General features: G+C 70.7%; 17 protein-coding genes. 11 read left to right on the top strand and 6 right to left on the bottom strand.

Annotated elements, in window-relative coordinates:
- The first annotated feature begins 18 nt into the window (after positions 1 to 18).
- Positions 19 to 1,539, top strand: a complete 1,521-nt coding sequence (locus tag OIE49_RS28570) for a catalase (RefSeq protein WP_326804775.1) — start codon at positions 19 to 21, stop codon at positions 1,537 to 1,539.
- A gap of 112 nt (positions 1,540 to 1,651) precedes the next feature.
- On the opposite strand, the gene OIE49_RS28565 is transcribed toward OIE49_RS28570, so the two are convergent.
- Entirely contained in the window at positions 1,652 to 2,836 is a 1,185-nt protein-coding gene (locus OIE49_RS28565; RefSeq protein ID WP_326804774.1) for a PP2C family protein-serine/threonine phosphatase, read from the bottom strand.
- Between the two features lie 163 nt (positions 2,837 to 2,999).
- On the opposite strand from OIE49_RS28565, the gene OIE49_RS28560 reads away from it, so the two are divergent.
- Positions 3,000 to 3,464, top strand: a complete 465-nt coding sequence (locus OIE49_RS28560; RefSeq protein ID WP_326804773.1) for a phage tail protein — start codon at positions 3,000 to 3,002, stop codon at positions 3,462 to 3,464.
- A 73-nt stretch (positions 3,465 to 3,537) separates the two neighbouring features.
- Here the strand turns inward: OIE49_RS28560 and OIE49_RS28555 are convergent, their stop codons facing one another.
- Both OIE49_RS28555 and OIE49_RS28550 read right to left on the bottom strand, forming a co-directional pair.
- Complete coding sequence (locus tag OIE49_RS28555; protein WP_326804772.1) at positions 3,538 to 6,372, bottom strand: ExeM/NucH family extracellular endonuclease; 2,835 nt, start codon at positions 6,370 to 6,372, stop codon at positions 3,538 to 3,540.
- Positions 6,373 to 6,682: 310 nt separating this feature from the next.
- A complete protein-coding gene (locus OIE49_RS28550; RefSeq protein ID WP_326804771.1) occupies positions 6,683 to 8,209 on the bottom strand; it encodes an IucA/IucC family protein in 1,527 nt (508 codons plus the stop codon).
- A gap of 110 nt (positions 8,210 to 8,319) precedes the next feature.
- On the opposite strand from OIE49_RS28550, the gene OIE49_RS28545 reads away from it, so the two are divergent.
- Genes OIE49_RS28545 through OIE49_RS28535 form a run of 3 tightly spaced genes read left to right on the top strand, consistent with a single transcriptional unit; the run spans position 8,320 to position 11,948 of the window.
- The gene (locus tag OIE49_RS28545) at positions 8,320 to 9,852 is read left to right on the top strand and encodes an IucA/IucC family protein (RefSeq protein WP_326804770.1); all 1,533 of its coding nucleotides are present in this window, start codon (positions 8,320 to 8,322) and stop codon (positions 9,850 to 9,852) included.
- Positions 9,853 to 9,861: 9 nt separating this feature from the next.
- Positions 9,862 to 11,127, top strand: coding sequence for a VWA domain-containing protein (locus OIE49_RS28540; RefSeq protein WP_326804769.1), 1,266 nt, complete (start codon positions 9,862 to 9,864; stop codon positions 11,125 to 11,127).
- Positions 11,127 to 11,948, top strand: coding sequence for a hypothetical protein (locus tag OIE49_RS28535; protein WP_326804768.1), 822 nt, complete (start codon positions 11,127 to 11,129; stop codon positions 11,946 to 11,948). Before OIE49_RS28540 ends, OIE49_RS28535 begins: the two co-directional genes overlap by 1 nt.
- 78 nt (positions 11,949 to 12,026) lie before the next feature.
- On the opposite strand, the gene OIE49_RS28530 is transcribed toward OIE49_RS28535, so the two are convergent.
- From OIE49_RS28530 to OIE49_RS28520, 3 genes are all read right to left on the bottom strand, one after another.
- Positions 12,027 to 13,673 (bottom strand): IS1182 family transposase, encoded by a 1,647-nt coding sequence (locus OIE49_RS28530; RefSeq protein ID WP_326802765.1) that lies wholly within the window; start codon positions 13,671 to 13,673, stop codon positions 12,027 to 12,029.
- A 180-nt stretch (positions 13,674 to 13,853) separates the two neighbouring features.
- Positions 13,854 to 14,963 carry a phospholipase D-like domain-containing protein gene (locus OIE49_RS28525; RefSeq protein ID WP_326804767.1) on the bottom strand — a complete coding sequence of 370 codons (1,110 nt, stop codon included), beginning with the start codon at positions 14,961 to 14,963 and terminating at the stop codon, positions 13,854 to 13,856.
- Between the two features lie 441 nt (positions 14,964 to 15,404).
- On the bottom strand, positions 15,405 to 16,049 hold the full coding sequence (locus tag OIE49_RS28520) for a winged helix-turn-helix transcriptional regulator (protein WP_326804766.1): 645 nt from the start codon (positions 16,047 to 16,049) through the stop codon (positions 15,405 to 15,407).
- An 86-nt stretch (positions 16,050 to 16,135) separates the two neighbouring features.
- On the opposite strand from OIE49_RS28520, the gene OIE49_RS28515 reads away from it, so the two are divergent.
- The 6 genes from OIE49_RS28515 (at position 16,136) to OIE49_RS28490 (ending at position 22,523) form a co-directional block, all read left to right on the top strand.
- Positions 16,136 to 17,344 (top strand): pyridoxal phosphate-dependent aminotransferase, encoded by a 1,209-nt coding sequence (locus OIE49_RS28515; RefSeq protein WP_100566757.1) that lies wholly within the window; start codon positions 16,136 to 16,138, stop codon positions 17,342 to 17,344.
- A 203-nt stretch (positions 17,345 to 17,547) separates the two neighbouring features.
- Entirely contained in the window at positions 17,548 to 19,029 is a 1,482-nt protein-coding gene (locus OIE49_RS28510) for a hypothetical protein (RefSeq protein ID WP_326804765.1), read from the top strand.
- Positions 19,026 to 20,177: an ARPP-2 domain-containing protein gene (locus OIE49_RS28505; protein WP_326804764.1), complete on the top strand. Its 1,152-nt coding sequence runs from the start codon at positions 19,026 to 19,028 to the stop codon at positions 20,175 to 20,177. The genes OIE49_RS28510 and OIE49_RS28505 overlap by 4 nt, the downstream gene beginning before the upstream one ends.
- 20 nt (positions 20,178 to 20,197) lie before the next feature.
- Entirely contained in the window at positions 20,198 to 21,082 is an 885-nt protein-coding gene (locus OIE49_RS28500; protein WP_326804763.1) for a hypothetical protein, read from the top strand.
- A 114-nt stretch (positions 21,083 to 21,196) separates the two neighbouring features.
- Entirely contained in the window at positions 21,197 to 21,802 is a 606-nt protein-coding gene (locus tag OIE49_RS28495; protein WP_326804762.1) for a histidine phosphatase family protein, read from the top strand.
- Between the two features lie 85 nt (positions 21,803 to 21,887).
- Complete coding sequence (locus tag OIE49_RS28490; protein ID WP_326804761.1) at positions 21,888 to 22,523, top strand: hypothetical protein; 636 nt, start codon at positions 21,888 to 21,890, stop codon at positions 22,521 to 22,523.
- Positions 22,524 to 22,562 lie beyond the last annotated feature (39 nt).

Genomic DNA, 22,562 nt, shown 5'->3' with positions numbered 1-22,562 from the left:
CGACGAAAGGTCAGACTCATGACGGAGTTCCATCCCGCCACCACGACGGACTCCGGCGCTCCGGTGGAGAGTGATGAGCACTCTCTCACCCTCGGACCGGGCGGGCCGGTCCTGCTGCAGGACGCCTACCTGATCGAGCAGATGGCCCAGTTCAACCGGGAGCGGATTCCCGAACGCCAGCCTCACGCCAAGGGGAGCGGCGCCTTCGGCCACTTCGAGGTGACCGAGGACGTCAGCGCCTACACCATGGCAACCGTTTTCCAGCCGGGCACCCGCACCGACCTGGTCATTCGCTTCTCGACGGTCGCCGGCGAGCGGGGCAGCCCCGACACCTGGCGTGACCCTCGCGGCTTCGCAGTGAAGTTCTACACCACCGCCGGCAACTACGACATGGTCGGCAACAACACACCGGTGTTCTTCGTGAAGGACCCGATGAAATTCCAGCACTTCATCCGATCCCAGAAGCGCCGCGCGGACAGCAACCTGCGCGACCACGACATGCAGTGGGACTTCTGGACGCTCTCGCCGGAGTCCGCGCACCAGGTGACCTGGCTGATGGGAGACCGCGGCATCCCCCGCACCTGGCGCCACATGAACGGCTACACCTCCCACACCTACATGTGGATCAACGCCAAGGGCGAGCGGTTCTGGGTGAAATACCACTTCAAGACCGACCAGGGGATCGAGTTCTTCACCCAGCACGAGGGCGACCAGATGGCCGCCGCCGACACGGACTACCACATGCGCGATCTCTTCGAGCACATCCGTGACGGCGACTTCCCCAGCTGGACCCTGTACGTGCAGGTCATGCCCTACGCGGAGGCCTCGCACTACCGCTTCAACCCGTTCGACCTCACCAAAGTGTGGCCGCATGGCGACTACCCGCTCATTCCGGTCGGCCGGATGACCCTGGACCGCAATCCGACCGACAACCACGCGGAGATCGAGCAGGCGGCGTTCCAGCCCAACAACTTCATCCCCGGGATCGGGCCGAGCCCTGACCGCATGCTGCTGGCCCGGCTGTTCTCCTACGCGGACGCCCACCGGCACCGCATCGGCGCCAACTACCAGCAGCTTCCCGTGAACGCGCCCATCGTCGACGTCCGCTCCTACTCGAAGGACGGGGCGATGGCGTACCGGAAGACCACTGATCCGGTGTACGCCCCGAACTCCAAGGGCGGTCCTGCCGCCGACCCCGCCCTCTTCGGCCCCCCGCCCAGCTGGACGGCCGACGGCGAGATCGTCCGCGCCGCGTACACCTCCCATGCCGAGGACGACGACTGGGGGCAGCCCGGCACGCTGGTCCGCCAGGTCCTGGACGACGCCGCCCGGGACCGTCTGGTCGACAACGTCGTCGGACACCTCCTCGACGGGGTCAGCGAACCGGTCCTGGAGCGGGCCTTCACGTACTGGTCGAACATCGACGAGACGATCGGCAAGCGCATTGCCGACGGCGTGCGCTCCAAGGCCGGCGAGAAGGACCCGAAGGCCGCTGAGCAAGGAAGCCCCGCACGGCGCGGCATGCAGCACAAGGCATGACGTTCCCGGGGGGGGTGCCGGGGATGTCTCCGCCACCGCGAGTGCCGCCCACTGCTGTCGGACCGCGGGACAGGCCGGGTCGGTGACCTTTCCATCCGCCGGGGCTCGCACGTCAGCTGTGGGAGGCGGGGCGGGGCGAGGGCCGACCGGCGCTGTCGTGGGCGGGAGCCACGGCGGTGGGCGCCGGCTGGAGGGTGCGCTGGACGGCGACTACGGCGGCGTCGTCGGTCAGGTGTCCGCCGACGTGGGCGAGCAGGTCGGCGCGCAGGTGGCGGAGCAGTGCCGAGGGTCTGTGGTGTGCCCACGACGCGGCCCGTTCGGCCAGTGGGTAGAAGGCGCCCCGGGCGTTGCGCGCCTCGAGCACGCCGTCGGTGTGCAGCAGCAGCAGATCCCCGGGCTCCAGGGCGAAGGTGTCGACACGGTAGTCGGGGCGGGTCAGCTCGCCCAGACCCAGCGGCGGGGCGGGGTGGGTGGCGCGCAGCGTGATGGCCTGCCAGTCGCGCAACAGCAGGGGTGGGGGGTGCCCGCAGGTGACCATCTGCACCATGGGGTGCTCGTCGGGGATGTCGAGGACGGCGGCGGTGATGAAGCACTCCCCGGCTGTATCGGCCTCGGTGGGTTCGGCCAGGTGCCAGCACACGCTGTGGTCCAGGTAGGCCGCGAGCTCGGGCAGGCCGGCCTGGCGGTGTGCGGCCTCGCGGAAGGCGCCCAGCAGCAGGGCGGCGTCACTGATCGCGGTCAGGCCCTTGCCCATCACATCACCGATGATCAGCCTGGTGCCCGTGGGCGTGCGGATGGCCGCGTACAGGTCGCCGCCGATCAGGGACTGTGCCTGCGCCGCCAGATACATCGATGCCACCCGCAGCGGGCCGAACCGCCGTGGCAGCGGCCGCAGCACCACCCGCTGCGTGGCCTCCGACACCGTTCGCACCGCCGCCAGCTCACGGGCATGCCGCTCCCGCAGAAAGCGGAAGACCGTCACGAGCACCGAAACCATCACGAGGGCGATGATCTGCGACTCGAAGTCCATCGTGCCCAGCATGTGATTTTCCAGCCCGATGATCAGCATGCCCACCACCGCGACAGCGGCGATCGCCCCGGTGACGAAAGTCGAGGCGAAGGACGCGGCGAGCGCGGGTGCCACGATCAACAGCGACGGCCCCGTCGGCAGATGGTGCGACGGGGTCAGTACATCGGCCAGCACGATGGCCACGATCAGGCTGAGCGGAAGCGCCAGCAGGACATCACCGGCCTGCCGTGGGTGATGCCAGTGCGCATATCGCTGCCGCCAGCTCACACTTCCTGACTACACCCATCCGCACGGCCCCGCAGGTGCACGCACGACCACCTGCCATTCGGATCGAGCAGGAATCGAGAAGTCGGGCCGCGGCGCGGGCACGTAGCGTGAATACGACACCACCACCTCGCGGCGGGGCGGGCCGCTGCCTCAAGGAGAGCACATGCCATACACCGTAGACTTCGAGAACGTGTCCACCGTCGGCCTGACATCGTCCCCGGCAGCGGAGGCTCTCGCAGGACTGCGCGCCAACGAGGCGCGCTATTACAAGAACAAGTACGACCACGTTTTCACCGTCAGGGCCGCGAGCGAGGCACCGGAAGTGCTCGACTGGGTGAACCGCATCCTCTCGGACGAGCGTGACATCGTCTTCTCCGCCCGTCCGCTCGAGGTGGCTTCCTTCGAGGTGGACGGGTTCCGGATGGCTTACGTTTTCTACGAATCCGGCCTGTCGGTCAACGTGATGTACGGCATCGGTGACGGAACGAAGCGCGCAGTGGGGTTCAAGCTCTCGGAAGGCATGGAAGTTCCCGAGGAACTGGCTTCACGTTTCAAGTTCGCGCGCCAGAAATCAAAGCTGGCCGGAGTGATCCGCGGCTCCTTCTTTGTGATCAGGGGAGAGTACTGAAAACGGGAGCCCGCCCCGAAGGGCAGGCTCCCGCCGTACATGCCGCGCGTCCGTGCGTGCGCGCCTTCTTGGCCTACTTGGTGGTGACCGTCACCGACGTTTCAGCCGTCCCGGCGAGCACCTTGGCGTCCCCGGAGTAGTTCACGGTCACGGTGTGCGTGCCCGCCTTGTGGAACACCGGCAGCTTGACATTCGCCACGCCGCCGCTGAGCTTGGCGCCGCAGGTCTGGCCGTCGACGGTCACCGTGACGGTGCCGGTCGGCTTGGCACCGTTGGCCGTGACCGTCACGTGCGCCATGACCTCGGTCTTGTTCACCACGACCTTGTTCGGGGTGACCTTGAGGTCGACCTTGGAAGCGACCTTCGCGGACTCCGACCCTGTGTTGAGGCCGACGACGACGGGGTCGTGGTCGGAGGCCGAGAAGGGGTCTTCGGCGTTGAAGAGCTGGGTGACGTTGTAGTTGTAGCGGCTGTAGTTGTAGGCGACCGACTCCTGGGCGTTGATCTGCCAGACCGTCGCGCCGGTGACCATCGACTGCGCGGCCGGGCTGGCGACGATGTGGTCGAGGGTGCCCTGGAGGCCGTGGAAGGCGTAGGAGTAGTGGTCCGGGTCGTACGTCGACCCGAGGTCGCTGTAGCCCTGGCTGTACAGGTACTCCATCGGGTCCTCGTGGTTGTAGGCGTTGAAGTCGCCGACGAGGAACACCTTGTCCGTCTTCAGCGCCAGCGCCTGCTCCTGCGCGAAACCGAGCATGGCGTGCGCCTGGTGCGTGCGGGTCTCGTTGTAGGCGCCCTGGTTGTAGGCGGGGCGGGTGTCCTCCTTGTCGCCGGGGTAGAGACCGGCGCCGGTTCCGCCCTTCGACTTCAGGTGGTTGGCCACGACCAGGAAGGCGTCCGAGTCATTGGTGCCGACGGCCTTGAAGCCCTGGGCCAGCGGCTCGCGGGCGATGGAGAAGTCCTGACCGGGACCGGAGAGGTCCTTCAGGATGTGCGAGGCACCCACCGGGGAGACGTCGGCCGGCTTGTAGATGAACGCGGTCCGGATGACGTCCTCGGCGGTCACCGCCGGCCGGTCCGCAGCCGCCGGCGACGGCGCGAACGCCCAGGTGCCGGCGCCCGCCTTGGCGTTGAGGGCGTCGACCAGGCCCGCGAGCGCCTTGTCGCGGTCCTCCCCGAACTTGGCCGAGTTCTCGACCTCCTCCAGCGAGACCACGCTCGCGCCGAGGCCGTTGATGCCGGTGACGATCTTGCTCTGCTGGCGCTGGAAGCTGACCTCGTCGGCAGCGCCGCGCGGGCCGTTGGCCCCGCAGTCGTTGACCCCGATGTGGTTGCCCTGGCGGTCGTTGTAGAAGGAGCACTTCCCCAGGCCCTTGGCGATGTACTGGTCGCCCGTCATCGGGAAGTAGTTCTGCACGTTGAAGGTCGCGAGGCGGACCTTGCCGCCCACGGCCGCCGGCTTCGCCTTCTGGGCGCGCATGTCGGAGAACGAGACGATGTCCGTTCCCGCGCCGTTGACCTGGCTGGTGGGCTGGAAGTTCCACAGCGAGTTGCGGTACTCCAGGACAACGGGCTTGTGGAAGCTCACCTTGGCGCCCACGCTGACCGGGTTGTCGGCGGTGAGCCAGGGCAGCGGGTCGTTGGCGGCGGCGCCGGTGGCGGTGTAGCTGACACCGGCCCCGTCATCGAGCGTGATGGCGTGGGAGGCGTTGTAGTCGGCGGTCTGCTGTGCGACGTCGCTGCCGGCGGGGCCCGCGTCCGTCGGCTGGCGCAGCATCTTGTCGCCGGCGGCCAGCCCGATCTGGCCGTAGAAGTTGGTGTTGTAGTTGTCCGTCACCGTGAAGTCGCCCTGGGGAGCGACCAGCTCCCCCTCGTGCGCTCTCTTCTGGGCGTCGGTCTCCAGGTCGCTCCACGCGATCCTGAGGGGGGTGACGGGCGGCAGCGGGGTGGACAGCTTCGTGACGGTCGGGAAGGTGATCTCGGTGGTACCGGCGAACTCCTGGACCGTGCCGCGCACCTGGACGCTCTCGCCGATGGTCACGGTGCCGGCCGACTGCGACCCGTAGACGAACACGGCGTCCGAGGCTCCGGGGGTCTTGTCGTCGGCGACGGTGCCGCCGGCGCCTCCCGTCTCGATGTAGAAGCCGTTGAACCCGCCGGTCGCGTACACGGCCGTGACGACACCCTCGGTGGTGACCGTCTTGCCCGCCAACGGCGAGGTGTCCGTGTTGGTGCCCTGGATCTCGGCGATCGTCACCTTGCCGGCGTCACCGCCCGAGCCACCGTCGCCGTCACCGGGCTCATTGCCCGAGTTCTTGGGGGCGGGCTGGCGAGTGGTGAAGTCGACGCTGTTGTTGTCCGTGTCCACACCGGGGGTCACGCGAGTGACGGCCGTGGTGTTGCTCGGCGCGGGAGCGGCCGCGCCCTCGAAGATCGAGCCGGTGCCGAAGCCCACCGTGTCGATGACGGCGCTGGTCGCGTCGTTCAGCGTCACCGAGCCGTCGGTCGCCGACATCGCCAGCTGACCGCTCGTGTCGGGGGTGGGCAGCGGCGTGGTGCCGCCGGTGCCCTTCGCCTCCTGGACGAGGTAGTAGCCGTGGGCCGGCACGCTGCCCGACAGGGCCGTCGTCCCGCCGAGGTTGCCCTTGGCGCTGAAGTACGACACCGACCAGCCGCTCACGCTGACGGCCGCGTCGGTCGGGTTGAAGAGCTCTATGTAGTCATTGGTGTAGGTGGAGCCGGAGTTGCCGCCCCCGCCGTACACCTCGTTGATCACCAGTCCGGTACCGGCCGGGTTGGCGTTGGCAGGTCCGGCGAGGAAGCTGCTCAGACCGGTCACGGCAAGCACGATGCCGGTGGCCCGGACCAGAGTGCGGCGGGACCGGGAGTTCCTCGGGAGAGGACGAGACATGAAGTCGCTCCTGAAATTGGAGAACGGCGGCACGGGCAACTGGAACCCGAGTACGACCGACCAAGGCGAAGCGAGTAAAACCGGGACTCCCGGCCGTCGTCCGAACGTTGGGTGAACTGATTGTCTCGATCTCCCCAAAACCGGGACAGCGGCATGAAAGAGCGTCAGGGTTACGCGGCACACTACGCCTTGACCCACTGACGGCAGCCAGAGGTGGCGGGACGGTCCCGGCGGGACGGGGATGGACAGCGGTCCCCTCACGCGGGCACACCAGCCGGCGTACGGCGGGCGGTCCTCGCACCCGCCGAGGTCAGCGCGGGATCCGGGTGGTCACCAGCGGGTTCGGCAGCGGCTGGTAACGGGCCGCCGCGCCGTTGGCTCCGGTCCAGCGCAACAGCAGGTTCGTCTTGCCGGGCACGGTGGGCGAGGTGAGCAGGGCGGCGGCCTCCGGCAGGTCGTGGCGGGCGAGTTCACGACGGGCGGCGGGCCAGGGGTCGAGGCCCGGGTGGCGTTCGGCGAGGGCGGCGGCGATCTCACCGAGATGGTTGACGACCAGGCAGTACACCAGCCGCTCCCATCCGGCGGCCCGGGAGACGTCCGGCAGCAGCTTGACGCCCTCCGCGTCCCGGAAGAGCGCCTGCACGGGCATACCGCCGGCGTCCACGGCGATCAGCGAGTTCTGCAGATGGGCCTCCAGAACGACGCCGTACCGGGCGAAGGCCCCGAGGGCGGGGGGTACGACCTGGCGCAGATACGCCTCCCACCACAGTGCCGGGTCCGCCGGGCCGTCCAGCGGGTTGCCGTCGAAGCCCTCGGCCAGGGCGGCGGCGAGCAGCGGGGTCGCGCCGGGCACCAGATGTTCGCCGAGTCCGTCGCGGACGACGACGGCGAGTTCCTCGAAGGCGAAGGCGGCCGTGCGGTAGCCGCGGTCGGACAGCCAGGCCGCCGGGCCCGGCAGCCGGCCGAACGCGGTCGCGACGGCCGTGTCGGTGCGGCGCAGTTCGCGCAGGTCGTGCCGCCACAGCCGCCGTACGTCGTTGGTGATCCGCACGTCCAGGCTGAACTTCAGGAAGAGGTCCGCGTCGGGGACGTGGACGGTGCGGACCGCCGCCGTGGGCCACACCGCGCGGGCCGTCGTGCCCAGCCGCAGCAGCCGCCCGTCGGCGAAGGCCCCGGCCAGGTCGCGGCCGACCAGGTCGAGCTGCCAGGGGTGGGCGGGCAACAGCCGGTAGCCGGGAGGGGCCTGGCCCAGCGCGTCGAGCGCCGAGGTGTCGCCCTCCTCGACGGCCACGTCCTCGCGCACCCCGAGCAGCACCAGCGGGAAGCGGGCGTGCGCCTCGGGCGCGTACGGCAGCCAGGAGGCGACCGGGCCGCCCCCTCGCGCCTTCGGCGCCGGGTGGTACGGGTGGCCGGTGACGAGCGCCTGCTCGGAGCGGACGTACGGGTCCTCGGGCACCGGCGCGCGGTCGCGGGCGGCGAGCAGCGCCGCCACCGCCTCCCGGCTGTCGATCATCTCGGCGGGCAGCTCGTCGTTGGACAGGCCCGTGTACCGGCGCAGCTCCTCGGTCACGAGTTTGATCAGTTCCGGGTGGCCGATCCGCTGCCAGCCGTCCCCCGCGTACACCTCCGGCGCGGTGGGCCGCCGCCCGTCGCGCACCCGCAGCAGCCGGCCCCCGCCCGGCAGCCGGTACGTTCGGAACCCGCCCGGGTCCGGGCACGGCCGCGCGACCTCGCGGAGCAGGCAGTTCAGCAGGGGCGCGGCCGCGTACGCGTCGGCGCGCTCCGCGATGCCCGCGGTGGCGGGCGCGACGTCGCCGGTGGGGGGCGGGAGCTCCATGCGCTTTACTCGGTCCGTTCGGTCCATAAGTCCACGCGGTGCGAAGGTGATCAGTATGTCTGCCCGGCGCGCGCCGACCTGACGCCCGTCCGTATCGGAGGAGTCCGACCGTGCACCGTCCCCCAGCCACCGAGACCGAGGTCGCCGAGGAGCTGGCCGCCGTGCGGCCCGACCTGGCCCCACGGTACGCGGCGCGGCTGCCCGGCGCGCGGGCCGCCGTGCTGACCCGGCTGTGGCGGGCGCTCGCCCATGAGCCGCTGCCGTGGGTCGCGGGCCGGGAGCGCACACGGGACGCGCTCGTCCTGCGGCTGCGCGACGGCCGCCGGCTGGAGGGGCCGCCGTCGGACCCGTACGCCACCTCCGGGTACGTCACCGCCGTACGTCTGGCCGGGACGGTCCACGAGGACCCGGCGCGCCTGATGCGTGACCTCGCCGTACCGCACGGCGACTCCCTCGCCGCCGAACTGGGGCACAGTGTCGCCTCGCTGGCGCTGTCGCGGGCCGATCAGCCGCCCGAGGACGAGGCTTCCCCGCGGGAGTGGCCGGTGACGGACTGGCAGTGGGAGCAGCGGGTGGTCGACGGTCACCCCTTCCACCCCAACTGCCGTTCCCGGCCCGGCTTCTCGGTCGCCGAGCAGCTCGCGTACGGGCCCGAGCACCGGCCGGCGGTCGAGCTGGGCCTGCTGCCGGTTCCGGAGCGGGGGTGCCTGGTGAGCGGGGCGTGGCCGGAGGATCTGCGGGACGGCGGGCGGCTGCTGATCCCCGTGCACCCCTGGCAGGTGGCGCACGTGCTCAAGCAGCCCCGTGGGGCGCGTGTCCTCGCGGCGCATCCGCTGATGTCGCTGCGGACGCTCGCCGTGCCCGGCGGACCGCATGTCAAGACCTCGCTCAGCGCCCGGCTGACGTCCTCCGTCCGGGACATCTCGGTCGGCTCGGTGACCGCCTCAGCCACCCTGTCGGCCTTCGCCGTGGACCTGGCGGCCCGCACGGACGGCCTGCTGCACATCACCCGCACCCTGGGCGCGGCCACCACGGGCTCCCCCGAACTGGCCGCCCTGTTGCGGGAGTCGCCGCGGACGTACGCGGCGCCCGGGGAGCATGTCGTGCCGGTGGCGGCGCTGCCCACCACGGGCCTGCCCGACTCGCCCGCCTGGACGGAGGAGTTCACGCGTCTGGCGCTGACCGTCGGCTTGCGCCTGCTGGAGTCGGGGGTGGCCCTGGAGGCGCACGGCCAGAACCTGCTCGTGGTGCTGTCCGGGTCCGGCGCCCCGCTGCGGCTGGTCTACCGCGACCTCGCCGACATCCGGATCAGTCCCGCCCGGCTCTCCCAGCACGGCATCGCCGTACCGGAGTTGCCGACCCGGAACCTCACCGACGACCCGACCTCCCTGCGCCGCAAGCTGTTCGGCTCGCTGGTGGCGGGCGCGCTGGCGGGAACGGTGGGATCGGCGACGGCGCTACGGTCCGCGCTGGAGCCGGCCGTACGGGATCTGCCGCGTACCCCGGACGTCGTGGCGCTGCGCGAACAGCCCGTTCCGGCGAAGGCGTTGACACTGATGCGGTTGTCTCCCGGCACGCCCGGCGACCAGTGGACCGGGCTGCCCAACCCGCTCGTTTTGGTACCCGGCGCGTCGGATCAATAAGATCCGCCGATGATCACAAGACAACGGCTGGCGGCGGGAGTCTGTGCTCTGCTCGCCGCCCTGACGGTGGGGATGGCCTTTCCCGCCGGAGCGGTAGCCGACGAGACGGAGGGGCAGGACGCCCCGAAGGTCGAACTCGTCCTGGATGTCAGCGGGTCCATGCGGACCCGGGACATGGACGGCGGGTCGCGGATGGCCGCGGCCAAGCAGGCGTTCAACGAGGTGCTCGACGCGACCCCGGAGGAGGTCCAGCTCGGAATCCGCACCCTCGGTGCCAACTACCCCGGCAACGACCGGCAGACGGGCTGCAAGGACACCGCCCAGCTGTACCCGGTGGGCCCGCTGAACCGCACCGAGGCCAAGACGGCGGTGGCGACGCTGGTGCCGACCGGCTGGACCCCGATCGGACCGGCGCTGCTGAAGGCGGCCACGGACCTCGACGGCGGCAACGGCATGCGCCGGATCGTCCTGATCACCGACGGCGAGGACACCTGCCAGCCGCTGGACCCGTGCGAGGTGGCCCGCGAGATCGCGGCCAAGGGCATCGGTCTGACCATCGACACGCTCGGCCTGGTGCCCGACGCCAAGACCCGCGACCAGCTCATCTGCATCGCGGAGGCGACCGGCGGCACCTACACCTCCGTACAACACAAGGAGGAACTCAGCGACCGCGTCGGCCAGTTGGTCGACCGGGCGGCCGACCCGGTGGTGACGCCGGTGGCCGCGGAGGGTGCCACCGAGTGCGCGAAGGCGCCGACGCTCAAGTCCGGCCTCTACACCGACCGTGAGGAGTTCGGACAGCAGCGCTGGTACCGCGTGGACGTCAACCCCGGGCAGGAGCTGCGCGCCTCGGTGAGCGTCGCCGCCGACCGTGCCGTCGCCCCGGACTACGGCCTGCTGGTGCGCGCCGTGACGGAGCGCGGCCGGGAGATCGTACGCGGTGAGGCGGCGGGCAACGGCCGTACGGACGTCATCTCCACGGGTCTGCGCTACCCGAAGCCGGAGAGCGACGACGAGAGCGCCCCGGCCGAGACCGTGTGCCTGCAGATCACCAACGCCTTCTCGGCGGCCTCCGGGGTGAAGACCGCGCCGGGCATGCCGCTGGAGCTGACCGTGGACGTGGTGGACGGTCCGGGCAAGTCGAGTGACGTGGCCTCCTTCGGTCTCGGCCGCGGCTGGTGGCTGCTCGGCGCGCTGGTGCTGACCGGCTTCGTCGCGGGCCTGCTGTGGGGCTGGGTGTCGCGTTGGCGCGTCGCGATCTGGAGGACGAACTGATGCGTATCACCCGTGTGATGGGCGCCGCACTGCTGGCGCTCGGGCTGGCCGCGGGCCCCGCGGCCGCCGACTCGTCGCCCTCGGCGGACCCGTCCGGCGACAGCGGGGCGCCCACCCAGGCCGGCACCTCGTTCCGTACCGCGACCGAGATCGAGCAGGGGCAGCAGGCGACCGCCGGCGGCTCCACGGGCGACTACATGTACTGGTCGTTCGCCGCGGACGCCGGGCAGCGCCCCACCGTCAAGGCGACGGTGAAGCTGCCCGACTCGCACGCCTCGCAGACGTGGCAGATCGACGTCTACGACGGTCTGCGACGCCGCCAGTCCTGCCAGTACGGCGCCCAGAGTCGCACCGCCGCACAGGGCACCGGGTCGGTCGAACTCGCCTGTGTGCTGCGCACGGTGCGGGCCTGGGCCGAGCCGTGGGCCAACGACCCGCTGCCCGGCACGTACTACGTCCGGCTGATGGCGGTCGGCCTGCCGGCCTCCGACCTGGGTCTGCCGGTCAACGCCGAGGTGCGGGCCGACTCCAAGGACATCGGCGGCGCCGCGGCGGTCGACGGCTCGCTCGCGCAGCCGCTGACCCCGGGCATCGCGGTCAAGTCCGAGCAGGACGGGGGCGGTTCGAATGACGACGGCGGCAAGAAGAAGCCGGCCGTGCTGTCCAGCATCGAGCCCGACGGCGGCTGGTCCTCCGGCTGGTGGTCCGACCGCTGGGTGTGGACCGGCATCGGCGGCGTGCTGGCCGCGCTCGCGGGCATCGGCGGGTACGCGCTGACGCGCGGAGCGGGGCGCCCCTCGCGGGTGCCGCCGGGGGCCTGACACACGCCCTCGCCCGACACCGTCCGTGAAGGCCCGCTCCCCTCGGGACGCTGTTGGTTAATTCCGCCCCGCTGGATCTCATCCAGCGGGGCGGAGTGCTGCGAAGGGCGAAACGCGAGTCTTGGCGAGTGGTCTGCCGGTGAGCCAGGCATCGATGCGGGCGAGGTTGATGGCGGCGCCGGTGCAGTAGTGCTGCAACCGGGTCTTGGTGAGGCCGCGGTAGCGGGATCTGCGCAGGCCGAACGCCTGGACGCTCTGTGAGATGGTGCCCTCGACGCCGGCTCGGTGTCCGTAGCGGCGGCGCCAGTGGTCGGTGTCCTGCTCGATACGGGCCTGTTGAAGGATGTCGTGCTCGGTCTTCGGTCTCAGGGTCAGATTGCGGCCGGTCCTGGAGCTGGTGCACGAGGTCCGCAGTTCGCAGGGGTCGCAGTGCCGGGCAGCGAACCGGACCCGGGTGACTGGGGCCTCCCACTGGCTTTGGGCTTCCCGCCACTGGACGCTGGTTTGGCCTCCGGGGCAGACGGCCTTGCGTTGGTCCCAGTCGATGGTGAAGCGGGTGTTGTTGAAGACGTCTCCGGTCGCCTGTCCCTTCACGGTGGTGGGCTTGACCGGACCGACCAGTTCGATGTCGTGATCGCGGCGGGCGTGGTGGATCTGTTCGGCGTCGATGTATCCGGCGTCCACCAGGTGCTCGTCCGGCAGCAGGCCCCGTTCGGCCAGGGCGGTGTGGATGTCCTCCAGGACGAGGACGTCGTTGACGGGCGCCGGCGTGGTGCGAATGTGGGTGATCAGATGCGGTGCGTCGGGCTCGCAGGTCTCGCTGAGGTGGACCTTGTAACCGGACCAGCCCAGATCCCGTTTCGAACCAGTGCGGGCCTCGGGTTCGTAGGGGGTCCGTAAGCGGATCAGGCCCGGCGGGAGGTCCTTCGTCCCCCGCCAGCGCACGGCGCCCTCAACGTGGTGGAACTGCTGCACCCAGGTCTGCCGCAGGAACTCCACTGCGGGCAGGCTCTGCAACGTGGGCGGTGACGCGGCCGACCAGACGGCCTCCAGCAGCGTCATGCCGTCGGTCCCGCACTGGTCGGCGTGTTCGACGCGGGCCGCCCACCGGGACGCGAAGCGGCTGTCCTCCGGCCTGGCCGAGTAGCGGTCGAACCACTCCGGCGGCGACACCGTCACCAGCCAGTCCCCGGCCTCCGCCGCCACCTGGTTCAGTGCCGCCCGCAGTGTCTCGACCACGAACTCCAGACGGTTCAGGTCTCTTGTTGCGGCCAGCACATGCGTGGCATCCGTGCGCTGCCGCTTGCCCGCCTTGACCAGCCCTGCCTCGCCGGCCGCCCGGAGTACTGCATCGAACATCATCTGGACGGCCTCGCCGTCGACCAGCCGGGCACGGAACTCGCTGAGTACCGAGAAGTCGAATCCGGTGTCGGCCAACTCCAGCGAGAGGGCGTACTTCCAGTCCAGACGGGAGCGGACCGCGTGTGCGGCCTGCCTGTCGGTCAGCCCCTCGGCGAACTGCAACACCGACACCAGCGCGAGCCGGGCCGGAGACACCGCCGGCCGCCCCCTGACCGGAAACAGTTCCTCGAAATCGGCATCCGAGAACACCGGCCCGAGCGCATCCCGCACCCGCATAACCGGGCAGCCCTTCGGGAACACCGCACGTGCCAGCCGAGCGGTCTCCTCCGGAATCTCCGCCAGATCCACCCCACGCAGGGACACCGAACCCACCCCTCAACACGACGACGGCCTGCACAACCCCAACGGGGTCATCCAGGCCGTCGTCACGCCCGCACCCGATTTACCAACAGCGTCCCCTCGGGGGGCGGGCCTTCGCTCATGTCCCTTTCTCGCGCCAGGCTTTGGCCGCCGCGCCGTCACGCGGGACAAGTACCGGCCGGATCACTCCCTGGTGCAGTAGGGACTCTTCTGGATGCTGGTGAAGTTGGACTTGAAGCTGTCGTAGACGGCCGCGTTGTCGATCTTGATCAGGGTCTCGTCATGCGCGCGGAGGCTGGGGTAGGTGTAGTTGTGACTGCCGGTGAAGACGACCTTCCGGTTGGCAGTCCCCAGATAGGTACCCTCGATGAGCATGTACTTGCTGTGAATGCCGATGGTGCGCTGCGTCCCGTCGGCGTCCTTCGCAACTCCGTCGCACCGCATGATGGAGGTGAGCTTTCCGTCGAGGGTGCTCTGCACCTTGGTTCCGTAGTTGCCGTCCTCGGCGTTGTGGACGAGCTCCACCCGGCAACCGGCCTTCTTCAGCGCCACCAGCTTGTCGGCGACCTGCGTGCGGGTGAAGGCATACATGCCGACGCGGATCTGGGTGGCACCGCCGGCGCAGTCCACGTTGCCCAGCAGGGAGACGATCGTGTCCGTGGACGCGTCGGTCGAGTAAGTAGTCCCCGAGGATTCCTGGCGGGGCATGAAATAGGTCTTGTACGGACCGCTCTGCTGGGTCTCGTAGTACGTCGCGAGTCCCTTGCCGCCGTTGGAGCCGTACTTCTTGAGGTCCTGAAAGTAGGCGAGGTAGGTCGCGAAGAGGCCGGAGCCGTCGTCGGGGATGGTGACGGCATTGTTGTAGAGGGTCTGGCGCTGTGCGGTGGTCAGGTTCGCCGAGGCCTGAAAGATCACGTTGTCGGTGCTGCCGACCTTGGAGAACAGGAAGAACTTGTTGTGATCGATGGCGTGGACAGTACCGATGGTGCGGTTGCCGATGCAGCCACGGTCTTTCGGGCAGGCCAGCACCCACGAGCGCTTGGCCTCCAGATCGGTGCTCAGTCCGTCCGCCAGCGCCTGGTACTGATTGCCGCTGGTGTCGAGGGTGTCGTGGTCGACGATCAGCTTGACCAGCACGCCGCGCTGGTCGGCGGCGAGCAGCGCATCCTTCACCTTGCTGTCGGTGATCTTGTAGATGCTGCCGTAGATTATGGAGCCCGCTGGGGCCCGGTTGATGAGGGACAGCAGCTGGTCCCGAATAGCGTCCTGCTGGGCCGCGGTACCCCGGATCATTGAACGTGGTGGCGAGGGACACGGTGTCATCAGCCACAGCGGTCGTCGCGGGGACCCCCAAGAGAGACGCTCCCAGGACGGCGGCCGCCACGGGCGCAATATGGCGCAATCTCATTCACAACTCCCTTACATAGTTCCAGTTCGGGCGCACCCTACATGACGGTCCGTCACATACGCGGCGACTCAGGGATCTTGGTGCGTGCACGGGTAGGACGCATTGGGTGAGGGCCGACTCCAGGGACATCGGCGGCGTGGCCGCGGTCGACGGTTCGCTCGCACAGCCGGCATCGGCGGCGTGCCGGCCGCGCTCGCGGGCATCGGCGGGTACGCGCCGACGCGCGGATCGGGGCGCCCCTCGCGGGTGCCGCCGGGGGCCTGACACACGCCCTCGCCCGACACCGTCCGTGAAGGCCCGCTCCCCTCGGGGGGGCGGGCCTTCACTCATGTCCCGTTCTGGCGTGGGGCCTTGGCGGCGGCGCCGTCTCCGGTCACCTCGACGCGTCCGTCCCGTACCGCCTCCGCCAGGCCCAGCTCCCCGCGGCTGACAGCCGTACACGTGGCCGAGTCCAGAGCCAGCCGGGCGTCCGGCTCCTCCGGCGCGGGTCCGTACCCGTAGAGCGGGCCCTCCTCGGCACCCACGTACAGATGGAAGTCGCCTTCGTCCAGCCGGACTTCGACGACGCCCGCCTCGACCCCGGCCTCTTCCAGGGCCCGCAGCAGGGGCAGCGCGAACCAGTGCGGGCGCAGTGCGTCGGTGGGCCGCCGCTCCCCCAGCCCATCCTGCCCCCACTCCCCGAGCGCTCGCAGCACCTGCAGCAATTCCCGCCCCCGTGGGGTGAGTTCGTAGACGTGGGCAGCTCCGGGCGGCGGGAGCCGGCGCCGGGTCGTCAGCCCGTCCCGTTCCATGTCCTTCAGCCGTGAGGCGAGCATGTCCGTGCTCACGCCCGGCAGGTCGGCGTGCAGATCGGTGTAGCGGCGCGGGCCGGCCAGCAGCTCCCGGACGATCAGCAGGGTCCAGCGGTCGCCGACGGCATCGAGCGCGCGGGCGGCGGAGCAGAACTGGTCGTAGCTACGGCGAGGCGACATGCGAGGCAGTGTAGACGCGTTGTTGGACTTTCCAAGCTCCCGCTTGGTAAAACCAAGCAGGATCAGTCACCGGAGGGATGCGGCGCATGGAGTTCCGGCAGTCGAGCAAGCTCAGCGAGGTCTGTTACGAGATCCGCGGCCCGGTGATCGAGCACGCGGACGCACTGGAGGAGGCCGGCCACAGCGTGCTGCGGCTGAACACCGGCAACCCGGCGCTCTTCGGTTTCGAGGCGCCGGAGGAGATCCTCCAGGACATGATCCGGATGCTGCCGCGGGCGCACGGGTACACCGACTCGCGCGGCGTACTCTCCGCCCGCAGGGCCGTCGCCCAGCGCTATCAGACCCTCGGCCTGGAGGTGGACGTCGACGACGTCTTCCTGGGCAACGGCGTCTCGGAACTGGTCTCCATGGCCGTCCAGGCACTGATCGAGGACGGCGACGAGATCCTCATCCCCGCACCGGACTTCCCCCTGTGGACGGCGGTGACGACCCTGGCGGGCGGCAAGGCGGTCCACTACCTGTGCGACGAGCAGGCCGACTGGTACCCGGACCTGGACGACATGGCCGCGAAGATCACCGACCGCACCAAGGCCGTCGTGATCATCAACCCCAACAACCCGACGGGCGCGGTCTACCCGAAGGAGATCCTCGAAGGCATCCTCGACCTCGCCCGCCGCCACGGCCTGATGGTCTTCGCCGACGAGATCTACGACCAGATCCTCTACGACGACGCCGTCCACCACTCCACCGCGGCGCTCGCCCCCGACCTGGTCGTCCTCACCTTCTGCGGCCTGTCCAAGACGTACCGCGTGGCGGGCTTCCGTTCCGGCTGGCTGGTGGTCTCCGGCCCCAGGCAGCACGCGAAGGACTACCTGGAGGGCCTGACCATGCTGGCCTCCATGCGCCTGTGCGCCAACGCCCCCGCCCAGTACGCCATCCAGGCCGCTCTCGGCGGCCGCCAGTCCATCCGCGAGCTGACCGCGCCGGGCGGCCGGCTGCGCGAACAGCGCGACGTGGCCTGGCAGAAGCTGAACGAGATCCCGGGCGTGACGTGCGTGAAGCCCAGGGGCGCGCTGTACGCGTTCGCCCGCCTGGACCCCAAGGTCCATCCGATCCACGACGACGAGAGGTTCGTCCTGGACCTCCTGCTGCGCGAGAAGATCCAGGTGGTGCAGGGAACGGGCTTCAACTGGCCGGCCCCCGACCACTTCCGCATCCTCACGCTCCCCCACGCGGACGTCCTGGACACGGCGATCAGCAGGATCGGCCGGTTCCTCGGCGGGTACCGGCAGTAGGGCCCGGCGCCGCGCGGATTCTCCTTCGAGCCCGCGACCTGCGCTGTGTTACGGTCCCGAGGCCGGCCGCGGGACTTCGGTGCGACTTCCGGAACCTGCCTCTGAAGCAATGATTCGCAGCTCGTGCCCCCATTCCCCGGCCGGCCCCGGCGGGGAGTGCCGGTCGGCCCCGGCAGCAGTGCCGCGAGTGAACGGGTGGGGGCATGAACGGAGGCGTGAACGGGGGCATGGCGCCGTCCGCGGATCCGATCGCGGCCGAGGACGTGCTGCTCTTCGTCAACGCCGCGATCACCGCGACCGGCCAGCGCGAGTTCCGCACCGACGCGGCGGCCCAGCGGCTCTCCCTGGACTTCCTGCACGCCTACATGCTGGGCAACTACCGCGACCTCTACGCGGGCGTACTCGCCCTCGACATCAACGACCACAACGCGGCGCTGATCGTACGTGGGCTGCTGGAGTCCGCAGGCGAGGCCACCGCGGACCAGCGCCGCGGCGAGGGCCGGCTGATCGCCGGACGGCTGGCGCTGCTGCCGCCGCAACGCGTCTACAGGCTGTTCGGCGCGCTGCGCCGCTCCGGGGTGAACAACCGCCGCACCCGCGCCCTGCTGCGCGACTGGCTGGCCGCCCGGCCCGACCCGGCGCTCGACGCCGTCAAGTACCGCAACGGCCTCAAGCAGGCGCTGCGGCACGCGCATCTGGCGCCGGCCAACGACGAACTCGGCGCCTTCCTCTTCGCGCCGCACAGCGGTGCCCGCTACGAGACGCCGATCCTGGAGGCCTGGCGCCGCGCGCACTACGAGCAGGCGGCGCTCTACCAACTCCCTTACACCGTCGCGGAGGGCTTCGCGGCCCGGCACGGCATACCGCGCGCCGTGTTCCTGGAGCGCATCGCCCCTCGGCTCACCCGCCAGGAAACGCTGCGGCTCCAGGCGTCGGCACGGCAGCACGGTCCGGAGTCGGCGCGGGCGGTGACGGCCGACCTGTCCCGGATGCCGCTCACCCGCCTCGCCGGATACGTGCTCTCCCTGCCCGCCGAGGAGCGGGCCACCCGGCGCGAGGAGCTGACCGGCGCGCTGCGCGCGGCCGCCGGGCGGACGGCGGGGCGGCACCGGGGAACCTGGGGCCGGGTGACCGCCGTCCTGGACGACAGCTTCTCCTCCTACGGTTCCGGCGTGAAGCGGCGCCGGCCGCTGGCGGTCGCCCTGGCCTGCCACTACCTGCTCGAAGCTCTCGCCGGCCACTACACCGGACTGTGGACGTCCGGCCGCGGCGACGCGCTCCTGGCCCACCCCGTCGGCCCGACCCCGCTGGGTGAGCGGATCCTCGACGGTCTGGAGACGGCACCGGAACGCCTGGTGATCGTCTCCGACGGCTGGGACAACTCGCCTCCCGGACTGGCCGGCGAGGTGCTCCGCGTCTGGCGCACCCGCCTCGACCCGGCCCGCCGGACCGGCGTCGTCCACCTCAACCCCGTCTACGACGCCGAGGACTTCGACGTGCGTCGGCTGTCCGCGCGGGTGCCGACCGCGGGCATCCGCGACGCGGAGGACCTGCCCGCGCTCGTCGAGATCGCGCAGTTCGCCGAGGGCCGGACCGGCCTGGCCGATCTGACGGCCTACCTGGACGCCCGCGCGGCGTGGCTCACCGCCACCGCGGGCCGGCGGGCGGAGAGGAACCCCCGATGACAACGCACGGAATGCTCGACGGGCTGGAGACCCGTCCCTCGCAGGTGTGGGGCGCCGTACGGCTGGTCCCGCTCGTACGGGCCGAGGCGATCCACGACCTGCGCCTGCACCCGCGGATCCACGACGGGCCGGGCGAGGTGGACCTGGGACGGGGGCGGAGCTACTGCTCCTACATCCCGCACAGCTTCGTCGCCGACTGGACCGGGGACGGTTCGCCGGCCGCTGCCTACGGAACACAACTGACGGACGGACAGCCCGAGCGGGACAGCTGGACCGCACGACCGCACTTCCACCGCCGGATGGCACGCCGGGAGGACCGGCACCGGCTGCGCTTCCTGCCGCTCCACCTCGCGCTGGAGGGCTACCTGGCGCTCCACTTCGGCGGTCCCGCCGTCGCCTGGGAGGAGTGGTCGCAGCGAGCCATACGCCAGGGCCTCTCGCCGCGCGTCGAGGCCGCCTGCCTGGGCACGGAAGTCCCCGGGCTGGCCGACGCGCTGCGCGTCTTCGAGATCCACCCGGGCCAGTGCGGCGTGCTGGTCCACCTGGCCGACACACCGGCCGCGGCGTTCGTGGTGCCGCACCCGGACGACTACCGCACCCTGCACCCGACCCTGCTCCAGGACCTCTACGGCGACCTGGTGCACCACTACGCCACCCTGATGCCTCCCGTCACGGAGTTCACCGCCCACATCCCCGACACCCGGATCCACACCCTCGCCGACCTGCGGAAGGCCGCAGCGGAACAGACGGCGCGGTGGGCCGACTTCCACGACATCACGATGGCGGCCGGACTGCTGGGCCGGCCGAGCACCTGGCAACAGGTCCGCCGCATGGGCCGCTTCACCCTCTCCCGCTTCCTGCCGCCGTTCCGCCCCAAGCAGGACAACCACATCGGCGAGGCGATCACCGACGAACACGGCCGGACCGTCTACCTCAAGACGTCCCGCCTCTCGGAGAGCCAGGTCCGTCGCGGCCACCTCCTCACCCAACTCGCCGCCCACGACTGGCATCTCGCCGCCACCGCCACCGCCCTCGGCCTGACCGGGCCCCAACTGGCCCTCCGCCTGAAGACATCCGGCTTCGCCCATCTCCTGCGCCAGGACGTCCTGGACCACTACCGCAAACAGAACCGCACCGGAAACCCCTGACCGGAAACGGAGAAGAGAACATGAGCGCCGCCGCCACGGAGGCCGAAGCCCGCAGAAGGCGCACGCGCTACCCCGTCACCCTCGCTGTCGCCATCGGCTGCTATGTGCTCGCCGCGATGGGCGGGATGTTCCTCCTGGCGAACGGCCTCGGGCTCGCCCTGCTGATCCTCCTGTGGACCGCGCACGGCGTGCTGCTCGCCGTGCTGCTCCGCAGGCTGGGGGCCAGGGAGTCCAGTATCGGGACGGCGCTCTTCATCGTGTTCATGTCCGTAACGTCCCTGTCCCTCGCCGACGTCGCCCGCGACGACCTCACCCTTCAGCATCGGGGAGAAAGGGTCAGAGCCACGGTCGTGGAGAAGTGGCCCGATCCGCCCCGGGGACGCGGGGGCCCCCGCTACAACTACGAGTTGGAACGGCAGGACGGCACCAGGGTCCTCGGACCCACGATGACGACGAACAGGGAACGTTACGACCTCGGCCAGGTACTGACGGTGTTCGAGGATCCGAAGGGCGAACTCGCCCCTCGGACACCGGGCCAGGCGGACGCGACCGCCGAGACGCTCGGCGCCGGCGGTTTCGCGCTCACCGCGCTCGGCACCGTCGGCTGGCTGGCCTGGCGCGGATCGGACGCCGCGACACGGCGGGACCGGCGAAAGGGGACGACCGGCGAATACAAGGCTCTCGCCAGGCAGCAGGAGCAGGAGGAGAAGCTGCGCGAGGCCTTGCGCACCTACCCCGTCGACCGTCGCGGCTACATCAAGGTGCACTCGGAGGACTACCCCGCGCTGTCGCAGCAGCGGGCGGCCCGTATCGCCTGGGAGATGGGGCTGCGGGCGGAGGCGTGGGGGAATCAGGGGTCGTGGCGGTTCAAGGAGAGCGTGATCGAGGAGGTGCCGCTCGACTAGTGCCGCGGCACTGGTGCGCGAGCGTCGCCAGCTCAGCAGAATTCCGGGGCGCGATGCCCACCCTGGGCGCGTGCGTCCGCGGGTGTGGGGGCGCGGGCTCGTAGCCTGGGACGCATGGGTGATCTCTTTCTCGTACGGCACGGGGAGACCGAGTGGTCGCGGTCCGGGCGCCACACCGGGTGGACGGACGTGCCGCTCACCGACCACGGGCGGGACGAGGCGCGGCGGCTGGTGCCGTTGATCCGCTCGTACCGGATCGGAGCGGCGTTCGTCAGCCCCTCGCAGCGGGCGCGGGAGACGGCCGAGCTGATCGGGGTCCACGACGCGCGGGTCGACGCCGATCTGCGGGAGTGGGACTACGGCGGCTACGAGGGCATCACGACCGACGAGATCCAGCGGACGCGTCCCGGCTGGTTCCTGTTCACGGACGGGGTCGCCCCGGGACCGCCGGAGCATCCCGGGGAGAGCGTGGAACAGGTCGGGGAGCGGGCCGACCGGATGCTGGGCAAGGTGGACGCCGCGCTCGCCGGCACCGAGGGGGCCGTCGTGCTGGTGGCACACGGGCACTTCCTGCGGGTGCTCACCGCCCGGCGGCTCGGGCTGCCGCCGTCGGCGGGCGCGCTGTTCCAGCTCGCCACGGGCACGGTGTGCCGGCTGGGAACGGAACACGCGCGGCCGGTGATCGCGGGCTGGAACATCCAGGCGGCCCCTTCGGCGTGAACGGCGGCGGGGCAGTGTCAGTCCCGGGTCCTACTCTTCGAAGCAGCTGATCGACGACCGTTCGACGATTCGGGGAGACTGCGCCGTGACTCGACCGCCCACCGCAGCGCAGCGCCGCGTCATCGACGCCGCCGACCCCGTGACCGGTCGGCTCAGGGGTACGGAGGCGCAGCTCGCGGCGCTGGTGAAGCGCGGGCTCGCGTTCCGGCACCCGCGGCCGCCGCACGACCACTTCCTCACTCCGGCCGGGCATCGAATACGCGAGGAAGAAGAGGCGGAGGAGGAAAAGTCGCCCCCTGCCGGGGAAGCGGCCGCCGGTACCGGTGTGTTCTCCGCCCGCGTCGGTGGTGAGGAGGAGCCGTACGACGGTCCCGGGCGGGTGCGCGAGGTGCACAGCGCCTGGCAGGGTCTGCTGGAGCTGCGCCGGATGACCAATCCGGACGGTGCCGTCGAGCGGCCCTGCGGCTGGGAGCGCGCGCATCTGGTGCGGGCCGCCGCGCTCGCCCTGGAGGCGGCGGGGCAGCGGCCCGCGGGACCGGACGCCGACGGTTACCGGGTGCGGGCGACCCCGCAACCGGAGGCGGTCGCGGTGTACGGTCCCGACGGCGCGGCGCTGCGGGCGTGCGCGACCGCGCTGGACCGGGCGGGGTGGCAGGCCGGGGAGTACACCGAGCCCCGTACGAGGGCCCGGTACCTGCTGGCCTCGCCGCGCAGGGTGTGAGAGGGACACGTGTGCGGAGGCAGGGGCACGGCGAAGCCG

It is taken from the genome of Streptomyces sp. NBC_01788, from assembly GCF_035917575.1.
Classification (GTDB): Bacteria; Actinomycetota; Actinomycetes; order Streptomycetales; family Streptomycetaceae; genus Streptomyces.
The sequence above is the reverse complement of the archived record's forward strand: the minus strand, read 5'-3'. Positions and strand labels throughout refer to the sequence as shown.

What these genes read in the sequence shown, in the direction of transcription:
- OIE49_RS28505 (WP_326804764.1), top strand. Translation starts at nt 19,026, where the DNA reads ATGACAACGCACGGAATGCTCGACGGGCTGGAGACCCGTCCCTCGCAG.
- OIE49_RS28510 (WP_326804765.1), top strand. Translation starts at nt 17,548, where the DNA reads ATGAACGGAGGCGTGAACGGGGGCATGGCGCCGTCCGCGGATCCGATC.
- OIE49_RS28560 (WP_326804773.1), top strand. Translation starts at nt 3,000, where the DNA reads ATGCCATACACCGTAGACTTCGAGAACGTGTCCACCGTCGGCCTGACA.
- OIE49_RS28570 (WP_326804775.1), top strand. Translation starts at nt 19, where the DNA reads ATGACGGAGTTCCATCCCGCCACCACGACGGACTCCGGCGCTCCGGTG.
- OIE49_RS28500 (WP_326804763.1), top strand. Translation starts at nt 20,198, where the DNA reads ATGAGCGCCGCCGCCACGGAGGCCGAAGCCCGCAGAAGGCGCACGCGC.
- OIE49_RS28550 (WP_326804771.1), bottom strand. Translation starts at nt 8,209, where the DNA reads ATGGAGCTCCCGCCCCCCACCGGCGACGTCGCGCCCGCCACCGCGGGC.
- OIE49_RS28520 (WP_326804766.1), bottom strand. Translation starts at nt 16,049, where the DNA reads ATGTCGCCTCGCCGTAGCTACGACCAGTTCTGCTCCGCCGCCCGCGCG.
- OIE49_RS28525 (WP_326804767.1), bottom strand. Translation starts at nt 14,963, where the DNA reads ATGATCCGGGGTACCGCGGCCCAGCAGGACGCTATTCGGGACCAGCTG.
- OIE49_RS28535 (WP_326804768.1), top strand. Translation starts at nt 11,127, where the DNA reads ATGCGTATCACCCGTGTGATGGGCGCCGCACTGCTGGCGCTCGGGCTG.
- OIE49_RS28495 (WP_326804762.1), top strand. Translation starts at nt 21,197, where the DNA reads ATGGGTGATCTCTTTCTCGTACGGCACGGGGAGACCGAGTGGTCGCGG.
- OIE49_RS28555 (WP_326804772.1), bottom strand. Translation starts at nt 6,372, where the DNA reads ATGTCTCGTCCTCTCCCGAGGAACTCCCGGTCCCGCCGCACTCTGGTC.
- OIE49_RS28540 (WP_326804769.1), top strand. Translation starts at nt 9,862, where the DNA reads ATGATCACAAGACAACGGCTGGCGGCGGGAGTCTGTGCTCTGCTCGCC.
- OIE49_RS28515 (WP_100566757.1), top strand. Translation starts at nt 16,136, where the DNA reads ATGGAGTTCCGGCAGTCGAGCAAGCTCAGCGAGGTCTGTTACGAGATC.